The organism is Streptomyces sp. NBC_00306, assembly GCF_036169555.1.
GTDB classification, from domain to species: Bacteria; Actinomycetota; Actinomycetes; order Streptomycetales; family Streptomycetaceae; genus Streptomyces; species Streptomyces achmelvichensis.
Genome location: NZ_CP108032.1, coordinates 1,864,117 through 1,877,080, shown reverse-complemented (window position 1 = coordinate 1,877,080; position 12,964 = coordinate 1,864,117). Strand labels below are relative to the sequence as shown.

Annotated in this window: 11 protein-coding genes, 1 tRNA gene and 1 pseudogene; 7 read left to right on the top strand and 6 right to left on the bottom strand. The window is 71.6% G+C overall.

From position 1 onward, the window contains the following. Positions 1–44: 44 nt before the first annotated feature. Complete coding sequence (locus tag OHA05_RS08460) at positions 45–689, top strand: chaplin (protein ID WP_328860200.1); 645 nt, start codon at positions 45–47, stop codon at positions 687–689. A gap of 18 nt (positions 690–707) precedes the next feature. Here OHA05_RS08460 and OHA05_RS08455 read toward each other — a convergent pair. Beyond that, positions 708–1,427 (bottom strand): annotated as a pseudogene (locus tag OHA05_RS08455) (DUF2293 domain-containing protein). Between the two features lie 34 nt (positions 1,428–1,461). On the opposite strand from OHA05_RS08455, the gene OHA05_RS08450 reads away from it, so the two are divergent. The 4 genes from OHA05_RS08450 to OHA05_RS08435 all read left to right on the top strand — a co-directional run bounded on the left by OHA05_RS08450 (position 1,462) and on the right by OHA05_RS08435 (position 4,695). Next, positions 1,462–2,421: a D-2-hydroxyacid dehydrogenase family protein gene (locus tag OHA05_RS08450; protein WP_328860199.1), complete on the top strand. Its 960-nt coding sequence runs from the start codon at positions 1,462–1,464 to the stop codon at positions 2,419–2,421. 375 nt (positions 2,422–2,796) lie between these two features. Beyond that, positions 2,797–3,528, top strand: a complete 732-nt coding sequence (locus OHA05_RS08445; protein ID WP_327684835.1) for a DUF7873 family protein — start codon at positions 2,797–2,799, stop codon at positions 3,526–3,528. Between the two features lie 123 nt (positions 3,529–3,651). Beyond that, positions 3,652–3,797 (top strand) — tRNA-Thr (locus tag OHA05_RS08440). A gap of 259 nt (positions 3,798–4,056) precedes the next feature. Continuing rightward, the gene (locus OHA05_RS08435; RefSeq protein ID WP_328860198.1) at positions 4,057–4,695 is read left to right on the top strand and encodes a uridine kinase; all 639 of its coding nucleotides are present in this window, start codon (positions 4,057–4,059) and stop codon (positions 4,693–4,695) included. Here OHA05_RS08435 and OHA05_RS08430 read toward each other — a convergent pair. The 5 genes from OHA05_RS08430 to OHA05_RS08410 all read right to left on the bottom strand — a co-directional run bounded on the left by OHA05_RS08430 (position 4,668) and on the right by OHA05_RS08410 (position 9,495). Further along, on the bottom strand, positions 4,668–5,582 hold the full coding sequence (locus OHA05_RS08430) for a carbohydrate kinase family protein (protein WP_328860197.1): 915 nt from the start codon (positions 5,580–5,582) through the stop codon (positions 4,668–4,670). The two genes, OHA05_RS08435 and OHA05_RS08430, sit on opposite strands and share 28 nt — an antisense overlap. 35 nt (positions 5,583–5,617) lie before the next feature. Next, entirely contained in the window at positions 5,618–6,520 is a 903-nt protein-coding gene (locus tag OHA05_RS08425) for a pseudouridine-5'-phosphate glycosidase (RefSeq protein ID WP_328860196.1), read from the bottom strand. Positions 6,521–6,625: 105 nt separating this feature from the next. Further along, complete coding sequence (locus OHA05_RS08420; protein ID WP_328863354.1) at positions 6,626–7,849, bottom strand: MFS transporter; 1,224 nt, start codon at positions 7,847–7,849, stop codon at positions 6,626–6,628. A 167-nt stretch (positions 7,850–8,016) separates the two neighbouring features. Continuing rightward, positions 8,017–8,547 carry a methylated-DNA--[protein]-cysteine S-methyltransferase gene (locus tag OHA05_RS08415; protein WP_313946997.1) on the bottom strand — a complete coding sequence of 177 codons (531 nt, stop codon included), beginning with the start codon at positions 8,545–8,547 and terminating at the stop codon, positions 8,017–8,019. A 57-nt stretch (positions 8,548–8,604) separates the two neighbouring features. Further along, positions 8,605–9,495, bottom strand: coding sequence for a glycerophosphodiester phosphodiesterase (locus tag OHA05_RS08410; RefSeq protein ID WP_328860195.1), 891 nt, complete (start codon positions 9,493–9,495; stop codon positions 8,605–8,607). A 309-nt stretch (positions 9,496–9,804) separates the two neighbouring features. Here OHA05_RS08410 and OHA05_RS08405 point away from each other — a divergent pair, with 309 nt between their 5' ends. After that, a complete protein-coding gene (locus OHA05_RS08405; RefSeq protein ID WP_328860194.1) occupies positions 9,805–10,674 on the top strand; it encodes an MHYT domain-containing protein in 870 nt (289 codons plus the stop codon). 122 nt (positions 10,675–10,796) lie between these two features. Then, positions 10,797–12,917 carry an excinuclease ABC subunit UvrB gene (gene uvrB, locus OHA05_RS08400; RefSeq protein WP_313947000.1) on the top strand — a complete coding sequence of 707 codons (2,121 nt, stop codon included), beginning with the start codon at positions 10,797–10,799 and terminating at the stop codon, positions 12,915–12,917. The last annotated feature ends 47 nt before the right edge of the window (positions 12,918–12,964 follow it).

The following is a 12,964-nucleotide window of genomic DNA, read 5'->3' as shown; positions in this document are numbered from 1 at the left end:
CGGTGCGGGCGAGTGCCCGCGAACTTCTCCGGAAGGCAGGGAACATGAGGCAGCTTCACCGAAAGGGTCTGGCCACCGTGATGCTCACGGGTGGCGCGCTCGCGCTGACGGGACACGCGTACGCCGACGCCGGGGCGGACGGCGCCGCGGCCGGTTCACCCGGTGTGCTCGCCGGCAACACGGTGCAGCTTCCGGTACACGTCCCGGTCAATGTGTGCGGCAACACGATCAACGTCGTCGGGCTGCTCAATCCGGCCGCCGGCAATTCCTGCGAGAACACCTCGCAGGACGACGGCCGGCGTGCCGGACACGGCTCGAAGGGAGCCACCGCAGAGGGTGGCAGAAAGGATTCCCCGGGCGTCCTGTCCGGCAACGGCATCCAGCTTCCGGTCGATGTGCCGGTCAACGTCACGGGGAACTCAGTGAACGTGGTCGGTATCGGCAACGCCTCCGTGGGCAACTCCTCCTCCAACAACCCCGGGCAGCCGCCCGCTCAGCCGCGCCCCGTCACCCCGCCCAGGCCCGCCCCGCCCAAGCCGGTCGAACGCGCCGACGCACCGCTGCCCGAGACGGACGTCGAGCTCGCCCACACCGGCTCCGGACCGATGGGCTACGCGGTTCCCACGAGCGCCGCACTGCTGCTCGGCGGAGCGATGCTCTACCGGCGGGCACGCCGCGGCGGGGCCTGAGAACACCCCGCTCCGAAGCTACCGGGCAGGCGGCTGCCGCCACGACGCCGGCACCGTCTCGATCGCGGCGGACACCCGTGCCCGTGCCTCCTTGCGGGCGGCTCCGGCGGTCGGCAACGCGTCGTACCCGGTGTCGAGATGCCGTACGGCGGCCCGTACCGCGGCTGTCACCGCTCCTGTCTCCAGGGACCGGCCCGCGGCGGTGCGGGCCGCCCGACCGCTGCCGCGCGCCGTGGAGTGCGCGGCGATGTCCTGCGCGCGGGTGGAGCGGACTGCGGGGGAACAACCTCGGGATCCTGGCGGCCAGTTCAGCCGTGAAGCGTATGTCCTCGCCCGCACGCCGGGCCGCGTCCCGTTCCCGGCGGCGTGCCCGGGCCGGCGCGTCCGCGTGGCAGGCCGACTCGGCACGGGCCGGAGTGGCTTCCTCGACGAGCAGGCCCTGCCGCTCGTACCGCCGGCGGCGGCGGTTGAAGCGGACCACGACCGCGGCGCGTCCGGGTCACCGCGTCGCGCCCGGCCGCCGCGCCAAGGGCCCGGGTGCGACCGCCGAGAGCGAACTCACCTCGCGGGCGCGGCGGGTGAGTGCCGCGGACCCCGCGGCAGGTGGACCAGGTGCGCGAGATCCGCGCAGACCGGGCAGAGCGGCGCGTTGAACTCCCGGATGTGCATCGCCAGCGGCCCCTGACGGCACTCCGCGCAGTACCGTCCCTTCCGTGGTTCGATCACCACCACGTCCATGTCAGCACGTACCCACCGGGTACGCTCCGCTCCCATGACGCTGCACTGTGCCGTGCTCGACGACTACCAGGCGGTCGCGCTCTCCCTGGCCGACTGGTCGGCCGTCGCGGGCGACGTCGAAGTCCGTTCCCACGCCCGCCATCTGGCCTCCGAGGACGAGGTCGCCGACGCCGTCGGCGACTGCGAGATCCTCGTCGCGATGCGCGAACGCACCCCTTTCACCGCCTCGTTGTTCGCCCGCCTGCCCCGGCTGCGGCTGCTGATCACCTCCGGCATGCGCAATGCGTCCATCGACCTGGAGGCCGCCGCCCGGCACGGCGTCACCGTCTGCGGCACCGCCAGCAGCTCGGAGCCTCCCGCCGAACTGACCTGGGCGCTGATCCTCGGTCTCGCCCGCCATGTCGTCGAGGAGAACGTGGCCTTGCGCGGCAACGGGCCCTGGCAGTCGACCGTCGGCGCCGACCTGTACGGCCGCCGGCTCGCCCTCCTCGGGCTGGGAAAGATCGGCGTCAAGGTCGCCCGCGTGGGACAGGCCTTCGGTATGGACGTCATGGCCTGGAGCGAGAATCTCACCGACGAACGGGCCGCGGAGCACGGCGTCGTCCGCGCGGCCTCGCTCGACGAACTCCTCGAAGCAGGCGACTTCGTCTCCGTCCATCTCCAGCTCGGTGACCGCACCCGCGGGCTGATCGGGGAGAACGAGCTGCGGCGCATGCGGTCCACGGCCTATCTCGTCAACACCTCACGCGCGGCGATCGTCGACCAGTCCGCGCTGGTGCGGGCGCTGCACGAGGGATGGATCGCCGGAGCGGGATCGGACGTGTTCGCGGCCGAGCCGCTGCCGGCCGACGATCCGCTGCGTGACGCACCGAACTTCCTCGGCCTGCCGCACCTCGGCTATGTCACCCGGCGCAACTACGAGGGCTACTTCACCCAGGCGGTCGAGGACATCGCGGCGTATCTCGCGGGCAGCCCGGTCCGCCGGCTCACCTGACACCCGGCGCCGCGCGCCGAGCAACTCCGAGAGCGTTTCAGGTGCCTGCTCGGAGCGATCCGCCCGGTCGGCCTCGTCCGGCGCCCCGTGCATGCGGTCGGGCACCGCGCAGGCCGACGCGGCCAGGGCCGGCGCGCCTGCGGATGGTCACACGTCAACTGGACGCGGACCAACGCCTGATGGTCGCCCGCATCAACGGGACGCGGACCAGCGCCTGATGGGCGCCGGGACGCAACCGACAGTCGTCGATGCGGGCCGCTCCGGCGCCGGCCGCCCGGAGTCTGCTGCGCACGGTGCCACCGGTCGTTCCGGCCGTGTCCCGGTGCTCCGAATAAGGGTTCGAGAGCGTCGGAAGGTCTTGGTACCGTGATCGACGTGGCGAAACTCAATCAGATCATCGCAGTGGAGAAGGGCGTCAAGTCCAAGACGCACCAGGACCTGACGGCCGCTCACCACGGGCTCCAGAAGCCCGCGTTGCTCGCCGGCATCTCGCGTACGTACCAGCCCAAGGACGAGGAAGGGGAGCAGCTTCCTCCCGAGTCCACGCGGGTCCAGGTCAAGGCCGAGGACGTGCTGCGCGACACGGCGAAGACGCTGACGCGGCTGTTCGACGTGACCGCCACCAAGGACTGGGCGAACTGCACCGCGCGCGCCGATGTGACGGTGGACGGGCGGGTGCTCGTGAGTGATGTACCGGTGGCGTACCTCCTGTTCCTGGAGAAGCAGCTGACGGACATCAACACCTTCGTGCGCAAGCTGCCCGTGCTGGACGCGTCGGAGTCGTGGACGCAGGACCCGTCGACGGACGCGTGGAAGACCGAGGCGGTCCGCACGCTGCGGACCAAGAAGGTGCCCCGCAACCATGTGAAGGCCGAGGCGACCGAGAAGCACCCGGCCCAGGTCGAGGTCTACTACGAGGACATCCCGGTCGGTTACTGGACGACGGTGAAGTTCTCCGGCGCGCTGCCGGCCCGGCGGGTGAACGAACTGCTGGAGCGGGTGGAGAAGTTGCAGCAGGCCGTGAAGTTCGCGCGCGAGGAGGCCAACGGCGCGGAGGTCACCGACGAGCGCGTGGGTGACGCGGTGTTCGGCTACCTGTTCGGGTAGCCTTCAAGACTCCCCGTCCGCTGCTGTGCGGGCGGGGTGCGCGAGGAGCGCAAGCTGAAACTGAAGCTTGTCGTGAACGAGGCGGTTCCAGTGGAGGTTCGAATCCTCCCCGCGGCATGTCACGCGCCGCGGTAGCCCAAGCCTGGCAGAGGCAGCCGCCGTCAATCTCAGACTATTGCTCCAGATTCAGTATTCGCCGCCGATCGCCGGATCGACCGGGCCCCGGCCCAGTACGCCGAGATGCCGGTTCAAGTCCGGCCCGCACAGCTCGATGTGCGGTGGTCCAAAGGCAGGACGCGACGACATCATGACTGACCGGGGTCCTCAAGTGTGCCGGCGTGCCACATGGGCGGCATCACAGGGCTCGGGGGCCGGCTACGCCTCCGGGCCCGCTCCTTTTCGGCCCCACCCGCGTTCGTCGGGCACCGCCGCCGCACTCCCGTCGGGCACCGATACCGGCCTCGGCCGGGCAGCACCACCACCCCCTCCTTCGGGCATCGCCACCGCGTCCGCCGCATCATGGGACCCGTGCGACTCGAAGCGATCACCTGGGAGCGGCTGACCGAGGCCGTGGCGGACACGGTCACGGCGGTCGAGGCCGAGGACGGCAGCCCGTGGCTGCGCGTCGCCGTGGACGGCGCCGGCGGGGCGCCGGGAGGGGAGTTCGCCCGGCGCGTCGAGGAGGCGCTGCGGCTGCGCGGCCGGAGCGCTCTCGTCGTCGGGACCGAAGGCTTCCTGCGACCCGCGTCGCTGCGCCTGGAGTACGGGCGCGAGGACCCCGACTCGTACTACAGCGGCTGGTTCGACACGGGCGCCCTGTGGCGGGAGGTCTTCGGGCCGCTGGAGGCCGGGGGCAGCGGGCTCGTCCTGCCCGATCTGTGGGATCCGGCGACCGACCGGGCGACCCGCAGCCCGCGCGTCCGGCTCCCGCCCGGGGGAGTGCTGTTGCTGCACGGTCCCTTTCTGCTCGGCCACTGGTTCCCGTTCGACCTGACCGTCCACCTCCAGCTCTCGCCCGGTGCGCTGCGGAGGCGGACACCGGAGAGCGAACAGTGGACCCTGCCCGCGTTCCAGCGGTACGAGGACGAGGTGGGGCCCGCCGGGGCCGCCGATGTGCTGGTCCGTGTCGACGACCCGCGTCATCCCGCGTGGGGCGGGACGGGCTGAGCCGGCCGGCCGCCGATCAGCGTCACCGCCTCCGCGCCGGCCCGGCAGCCCTCGGCCGCCGCACTCGCAGGGTCCGCCCCGGCGAGCCGCGCCGCCAGGAACGTGCCCGTGAAGGCGTCGCCCGCGCCCGTCGAGTCGACCGCACTGGCCCGCGGCGCCGGAACGCGGGCCGTGATCTCACCGGACTCGGCCACCAGCGCGCCCCCGGCGCCCAGAGTGACGACGGTCAGCGGAACCCGGCGGCTGAGCCGTGCCGCCGCGTCCGCCGGATCGGTCAGACCCGTGAGGAGGCACGCCTCGTCCGCGTTGGGGACGAGGACGTCCACGTCGTCGAGTTCCGCCAGCACCTCCGGTGCGCCGGCACCGCGGATGAAGCCCGCCGAGGCCGGGTCCAGGCTCACCGGGACGCCCCGGGCACGCGCCGAGGCCATGGCGAGACGCGCGAGCTCTCGGCTGGACTCGGCGAAGAGCAGATAGCCGGAGATGTGCAGATGCCCGACGCCGTCCAGCAGCGACGGCGACCAGTCGGCGGGTGAGATGCGCAGGACCGCGCCGCTGTCGGTGAGGAACGTGCGCTCCGCGCTCGCGTCGACCAGCGCGATGACCGTGGCGGTCGGCGCCCCGTCGTCGGGGACGAGCAGCGGGCGGACCCCGGCGGACCGCAGCCGCTCCTCGTGCCAGCCGGCCTCCGCGCGGCCGACCCGGCCGAGGAGACGTACGTCGGCGCAGCCCCGGCGCGCTGCCCAGCAGGCCACGTTGGCACCCGCGCCGCCCGGCAGGATGAGGATCTCGGCCGCTGTGTCCGTGCCGTGGCTGAGCGGTGCCGCATGACGTGCGACGACGTCGGTGACGACGTCCCCGATGACGAGCAGCGCGCCCGCGGGCACGGCTCCCCCCTCGAACGGAGCGGGAAGCTCCGCCCTCACAGGGCCGCCGCGATCCGCGCCGCCAGCCGCACATTCCCGCGCACCGCCGCGATGTTGGCCTCCAGCGACGCGCCCTCGGTCCGCTGCATCAGGAACTCCAGCAGGAACGGCGTCACCGCCTGACCCACGATGCCCCGCTCCGTGCACTCGTCCAGCGCCTCGCGGAGCACGCGGTCGTGCAGCGCCGGATCCAGCTGGTCCGACTCCGCTACCGGATTGGCGACGATCAGTGAGGACTCCGGCCCGCCGAGCGCTTCCCGGGCGCGGATCACCTCGGCGACCTCACCGGGGGAGTGGACCGTCCAGTCGACCGGCTCCCCGGAGGAGGTGAGATAGAAGCCGGGGAAACGATCCGTCCCGTAGCCGAGGATCCCGACACCCAGGGTCTCCAGCCGTTGCAGCGTCGCGGGAACGTCCAGCACCGACTTCACCCCCGCGCACACCACCGCGATCGGTGTCTGGGCCAGCACCCGAAGATCCGCGGACTCGTCCTGGGAGTGCGTCCACTCGCGGTGCACCCCGCCGAGCCCGCCCGTCGCGAAGACCCGGATACCGGCCCGCGAGGCGAGAAAGGCCGTCGCCGACACCGTCGTCGCCCCCGAGGCTCCCGAGGCCAGCGCCGGTGCGAGGTCCCGGTGCCCGAGCTTGCGCACGTCGTCGTCCCCGGCGACGCGGTCCAACTGCCGCTTGTCCAGGCCGATGTGGACCCGTCCGTCCAGGACGGCGATCGTGGCGGGGACGGCCCCCTCGGACCGTACGAGCCCTTCCAGTTCCTCGGCGACGGCCAGATTGCGCGGACGCGGCAGCCCGTGCGCGATGATCGTCGACTCCAGGGCCACGACGGGCCGGTGGGTGGCGAGTGCTTCCCGTACTTCCTCGGTCATCTCGGTGAGCTGCATGTCCCATCCCTGGCACAGCGGCGGGCCGCCCAAACCCCGGAGAACGCGTCCCGGACCTGGAGCCACTGACGGGACACCCGACCCGAAGTCCCGGGCCCGTGTGCGTCAGCGGATCGACCTGCGGATCGTCAGGGCCGCCATCGGGAGCAGCAGACAGGCTCCGACCAGGTTCAGCCAGCCGTAGCCCGCCTGGGCGACGATCAGGCCCGCGGCCGCGCCGCCGAGCCCGGCGGTGGCGCTCATCGCCAGATCGGAGAGGCCCTGGGCGGCGGCCCGGGCAGGCTGCGGCACCGAGTCGGTCAGCAGCGCCGAACCGGAGACCACGCCCGCCGACCAGCCGAGTCCCAGCAGGAAGAGCCCCACGGCGGTCTGGACGTGGCTCGCACCCGCCGTGCCGGCGAGCAGCGCGGCCACCGACAGCAGACCGACGGCGAGTCCGATCACCGCGAGCCGGCCGACCCGGTCCGCCAGCCAGCCCATCACCGGCGAGAACGCGTACATGCCCGCGATATGGCCGCTGATGACGAGCCCGATCAGTTCTATGCCGGCGCCGTGGTGGCTGAGAGCCACAGGTGTCATCGACATGATCGACACCATGGATGTGTGCGAAAGGGCGACGGTCACCAGCGCGAGCCGGGCCATGGGGGACTCGCGCACGGCCTGCACCCCGGCCCGCAGAGATCGGCCCTCTGGGGACCGGTCGGCGGGCGACAGCGCACGGGCGGTCAGCAGCGGGTCGGGCCGCAGCAGCACCAGGACCATGACCGCCGCGATGAGGAACACTCCGGCGGCCCAGACGAACGGACCGGCTGTGGCCGGTATGCCGGCACCGGCGACGCTACGGCCCGCGGGCGCCGCGATGTTGGGGCCGAGGACCGCACCGATCGTGGTCGCCCACACCACGTTCGAGATGGCACGGCCACGCCGCTCGGGCACGGCCAGATCCGCGGCGGCGAACCTCGCCTGGAGATTGGCCGACGAGGAGGCGCCGAACGCGGCCATGCCCACCAGCAGCACCACGAAGTTGTCCATGACGGCGCCGAGCACGACGACGCCCGCACCGAGAGCGCCGATCAGATACGCGAGGACCAGCCCCGGCCGCCGTCCCCTGGCCGTCATCAGTGCGGCCAGCGGCACGGACATCAGCGCCGTCCCCGCGACGGTTGCGGTCGGCGCGAGGCCGGCCAGCGCCTCGGTGCCGCTCACCTGCTGCGCCAGCACGACGGCGAGCGCGATGCCGGTGGCGACTCCGAGCCCGCCGAGGATCTGACTGGCGACGAGCACGGCGGTGATGCGCCGCCGCACGGCCGCCAGCTCGGTCTCGGGCATCGGGGCGACGGCCGGAGCCTTGTCGAGCGAGGTCACGACGCGGGCGCCGTTCCACCGCCGGGACAGAGGGAGGGTGCGTCAGCGCGGAGAGTCACTGACGCAGTCTGGCAGCTCGCACGGCCGTGCGAAACCACGAGCCCCGGGGCGCACGGCCGGATCCGCCCGCCTCAGAACAGCGGCTCCGGCAGAACCCCCTCCAGGGCCAGCAGCTTCCGCTTCGTCTCCAGACCGCCGCCGAAGCCCCCCAGCTTGCCGTCGGTCTCCACCACGCGGTGGCAGGGCACCACCACCGGCAGCGGATTGGACCCCATGGCCGCCCCCACGGCCTGGGCGGCACCCGGCTGGCCCACCCGGGACGCCAGGTCGCCGTAGCCGACGACCGTGCCGAAGGGGACGCCGGCGGCGAGCTCGCGCAGCACCTCACGGTTGAAGCCGCCCGACAGCGACCAGTCGAGCGGCAGCGTGAACTCCCGCAGGCCGCCCGCGAAGTACTCCGTCAGCTGGCGCACCGGCTCCTTCAGCCTGCCGGTCGCGTCCTCGACCGGCTCGGCGCCCAGGCGCCCGGCCAGCTGCCCGAGCGCCCGGTCGCGTATGCCCGCGTCCGCGTGGAAGACGACGCTCACCAGGCCCTGCTCGGTCGCGGCGACCAGCAGGGGCCCGATGTCCGTGCTCACGACGGTCCACTCGAAGCTCTTCATGCGGACCACCGTACGACCGGGCACTGACAGTGCCTTCGGGCTGCGGCTCGGAGCGCCTCAGCCCACCGCGTCCGCCACCACGTCGGGCTTGTTGGTGATGATGCCGTCGACGCCGTACCCGGCGACCCGTTCGGCGTTCGCCGCGTCGTCCACGGTCCAGGTGTTCACCTGGAGCCGCTTGCCGTGCGCCCCCTTGAGCCGGTGGACGGCGGTCACGTAGTCGGCGGTGAGGGTGCTGTACGTCGGGTTGATCTGGTCGGTGTACGCCGCGTACGACGGCAGATCGGCCACCGCGGGCGTGCCCAGGAATCCGGTGGTGACGTCGGGGCGCTGACGGTGCACCTCCCGCACACTGGCCGCCCCGAAGCTCTGGATCACGAGGCGGCAGCGGACGTGCCCGCGGTCGAGCCAACCCTCCTGGCGCAGCACGCGCAGGGTGTCCTTCTCGATGCCGGGGTAGAGCTCGGGCTTCTTGATCTCGAGCAGCAGCTTCTGGCCGTTGTGCTCGACGCGGTTCAGGTACTGCTTCAGGGTCGGCACCCGGGCGCCCGACCACTTGGGGCCGAACCAGCTGCCCGCGTCCAGCGTCGCGATCTCGGCGGCCGTGAAGTCCTTGACCTTCCAGGGCGACCGTGCGGGGAACCGCTGCTCGACGTCCGTGGTGCGGGCCAGTGAGTCGTCGTGGACGACGACGAGTTCACCGTCCTTGGTGCGCTGGACGTCGTTCTCGACCCAGGCGAAGCCCATGTCGGCGGCGAGGTCCACGGCCGCGAGGGTGTTCTCCGGGGCGTACGCGGAAGCACCTCGGTGGGCGAAGACGATCGGTTCGCCGTGCCGGCCCGCGGTCTCGGCGGGGCTCGGGCCGGCGGCGGCCGCCGGAGGGGACAGCAGGGCCGCTCCGACTCCCAGGACGGCGGCGGCAGTTGCGGCGACGGGACGTGCGTACACCTTGACTCCTCACGGTGTCGGTCACGGACGGGCCGAGAGTGACACCCGCCGGTCAACGCGGAACAGGCGAAGTATGGCCAGAACGTGAACGGATCCACCCAGAACACATCGCGTGTCCGCTCTCGTGTCGACAAATCTCCGCACACCTGTTTGCCAACCGTGGCCGGAGTCATACCCTCGGCCCCTGACCGGACGTTCCCTCAGGATCGTGGGGGATCCAGGATTGCGGGAATCGCAGAACCGCAGAACCGCAGAACCGCAGAACCGCAGAACCGCGGAATCGCGCCGGGAGCGAAGGGCGTCAGAGGTATGCAGGGAACAGTCGACGGCTTCAGCTACGGACTCGTCACGCCCGTGGCCGCGTTTGTGATGGCGTGGCTGGGCGGTGCCCTCGGGCTCCGCTGCACGGCACGGTCCGTCCGCAACAGGGGGTCGTTCAAGGCCGGCTGGCTGGCGCTCGGCGCGACCGCGATCGGCTCCGGCATCTGGAGCATGCACTTCATCGCGATGCTGGGCTTCAGCGTGGACGAGGCGCCGATCGCCTACGACCGGCCGGTCGTCTTCGCCGGGCTCGGCGTCGCCGTCCTCATGACCGGCATCGGGATCTTCCTCGTCGGCTACCGCGGGGCCACGCCGATGGCCCTGGTCACCGGCGGCACGATCACCGGCCTCGGCATCGCCTCCATGCACTACCTCGGCATGGCGGGGATGCGGCTCCAGGGGGCTCTGGCGTACGACACCGTGACCGTCGCCGCGTCCGTGGTGATCGCCGTCGCCGCGGCCACGATCGCCCTGTGGGCGGCGGTCTCCGTCCACGGCCTCCTGGCCGGCCTCGGCGCCGGCCTGGTCATGGGCGTGGCCGTGAGCGGCATGCACTACACCGGCATGGCGGCCGTCAGCGTCCATCTGCACGGAGCCGCGGGCGCCGCGGGCACGGGCGACGACCCCGCCGCACTGCTCCTCCCCATGCTGATCGGCCCCGTGATCTTCCTCGTGCTGGCGGGGGTGGTGGTGATGTTCGACCCGCTCCTGATGCTGGGAGAGCCGGACCGGCGGGCGCCCGGGAGCACGGACCTGCGCCCCGGGGTGCCGGCCCAGCGCACGGGGAGCCCGTCCGGGTACCGGGCGCCCGGCTGGGCGGTCGAGAGGGGCGAGCGGCACCGGTCCGACAGCTGGTGACCACGGCGGCCGCCCCGGAGGGGGCGATTCCCGGGGGCGCCGGCCCGATCCGGCCCGATCCGGCCTGATCCACAGGACGGACTCGAGCCCGGTTGTCAGTGGGGGGTCGTACCGTTGGATCCATGCGGCCCGTTTCCAAGATCGAACGTACGGTGGCGCCCTTCGAGGTCGTCAGTCCCTTTCAGCCCAGTGGCGACCAGCCCGCGGCCATCGCCGACCTGGAGCGCCGTATCCGCGCGGGTGAGGACGATGTCGTGCTGCTCGGCGCGACCGGCACCGGCAAGTCGGCGACGACCGCCTGGATGATCGAGAAGCTCCAGCGCCCCACCCTGGTAATGGCGCCGAACAAGACGCTGGCCGCCCAGCTGGCGAACGAGTTCCGCGAGCTCCTGCCGAACAACGCCGTCGAGTACTTCGTCTCGTACTACGACTACTACCAGCCCGAGGCCTACGTCCCGCAGTCGGACACCTACATCGAGAAGGACTCCTCGATCAACGAAGAGGTCGAGCGGCTGCGCCACTCCGCGACCAATTCGCTGCTCACCCGGCGTGACGTGATCGTCGTCGCCTCCGTCTCGTGCATCTACGGCCTCGGCACCCCGCAGGAGTACGTCGACCGCATGGTGCAGCTCAAGGTCGGCGAGGAGATCGACCGCGACCAGCTGCTGCGCCGTTTCGTCGACATCCAGTACACGCGCAACGACGCGGCGTTCCAGCGCGGCACCTTCCGGGTCCGCGGCGACACCATCGAGATCTTCCCGGTCTACGAGGAGCTCGCGGTCCGCATCGAGATGTTCGGCGACGAGATCGAGGCGCTCTCCACCCTCCACCCGCTCACCGGCGAGATCATCAGCGAGGACCAGTCGCTCTACGTGTTCCCGGCGACCCACTACGTCGCGGGCCCCGAGCGCATGGAGAAGGCGGTCAACGGCATCGAGGCGGAGCTGGAGCAGCGGCTGGCCGAGCTGGACAAGCAGGGCAAGCTCCTGGAGTCGCAGCGGCTGCGGATGCGCACCACCTACGACCTCGAGATGATGCGCCAGATCGGCTCCTGCTCGGGCATCGAGAACTACTCGATGCACTTCGACGACCGCGGACCCGGCTCGCCGCCCAACACCCTTCTCGACTACTTCCCCGAGGACTTCCTCCTCGTGATCGACGAGTCGCACGTCACCGTTCCGCAGATCGGCGCGATGTACGAGGGCGACGCGTCCCGTAAGCGGACCCTGGTCGACCACGGCTTCCGGCTGCCCTCCGCGCTCGACAACCGCCCGCTGAAGTGGGAGGAGTTCAAGGAGCGGACCGGCCAGACCGTGTATCTGTCGGCCACCCCCGGTGCGTACGAACTCTCCCGCGGCGACGGATTCGTGGAGCAGATCATCCGCCCCACCGGACTCGTCGACCCGGAGGTCGTCGTCAAGCCGACCGAGGGTCAGATCGACGACCTGGTGCACGAGATCCGGCTGCGCACGGAGAAGAACGAACGGGTCCTCGTCACCACCCTCACCAAGAAGATGGCAGAAGACCTCACCGACTACTTCCTCGAACTGGGCATCCAGGTCCGCTATCTGCACAGCGACGTCGACACCCTGCGCCGCGTCGAGCTGCTGCGCGAGCTGCGCGCCGGCGAGTACGACGTGCTGGTCGGCATCAATCTCCTGCGGGAGGGCCTCGACCTCCCCGAGGTGTCCCTGGTGGCGATCCTCGACGCCGACAAGGAGGGCTTCCTGCGCTCCGGCACCTCGCTGATCCAGACCATCGGCCGCGCGGCGCGCAACGTCTCCGGCCAGGTCCATATGTACGCGGACAAGGTCACCCCGGCGATGGAGAAGGCCATCGAGGAGACCAACCGCCGCCGGGAGAAGCAGATCGCCTACAACACCGAGCGGGGCATCGACCCCCAGCCGCTGCGCAAGAAGATCAACGACATCGTCGCCACCATCGCGCGCGAGGAGGTCGACACCGAGCAGCTGCTCGGCACCGGCTACCGGCAGGCGAAGGCGGAGAAGCCGGGCAAGGGAGCCAAGGCCCCCGTCCCCGCGCTCGGCGGCAAGGCGGGCAGGAAGGGCGAGGTGCTGAGCGACCGGCCCGCCGCCGAACTGGCCGGAATCATCGAGGAGATGACCGACCGGATGCGAGCGGCCGCCGCGGATCTGCAGTTCGAGGTGGCGGCCCGGCTGCGCGACGAGGTCGGCGAGTTGAAGAAGGAGCTCCGTCAGATGAAGGAGGCGGGTGTGGCCTGAGCCCGTCCCACGGGCGGGGCCACCACCCCGCTCACCAGGTGTGCGGC

What these genes read in the sequence shown, in the direction of transcription:
- OHA05_RS08460 (WP_328860200.1), top strand. Translation starts at nt 45, where the DNA reads ATGAGGCAGCTTCACCGAAAGGGTCTGGCCACCGTGATGCTCACGGGT.
- OHA05_RS08450 (WP_328860199.1), top strand. Translation starts at nt 1,462, where the DNA reads ATGACGCTGCACTGTGCCGTGCTCGACGACTACCAGGCGGTCGCGCTC.
- OHA05_RS08425 (WP_328860196.1), bottom strand. Translation starts at nt 6,520, where the DNA reads ATGCAGCTCACCGAGATGACCGAGGAAGTACGGGAAGCACTCGCCACC.
- OHA05_RS08420 (WP_328863354.1), bottom strand. Translation starts at nt 7,849, where the DNA reads ATGCCCGAGACCGAGCTGGCGGCCGTGCGGCGGCGCATCACCGCCGTG.
- OHA05_RS08415 (WP_313946997.1), bottom strand. Translation starts at nt 8,547, where the DNA reads ATGAAGAGCTTCGAGTGGACCGTCGTGAGCACGGACATCGGGCCCCTG.
- OHA05_RS08405 (WP_328860194.1), top strand. Translation starts at nt 9,805, where the DNA reads ATGCAGGGAACAGTCGACGGCTTCAGCTACGGACTCGTCACGCCCGTG.
- uvrB (WP_313947000.1), top strand. Translation starts at nt 10,797, where the DNA reads ATGCGGCCCGTTTCCAAGATCGAACGTACGGTGGCGCCCTTCGAGGTC.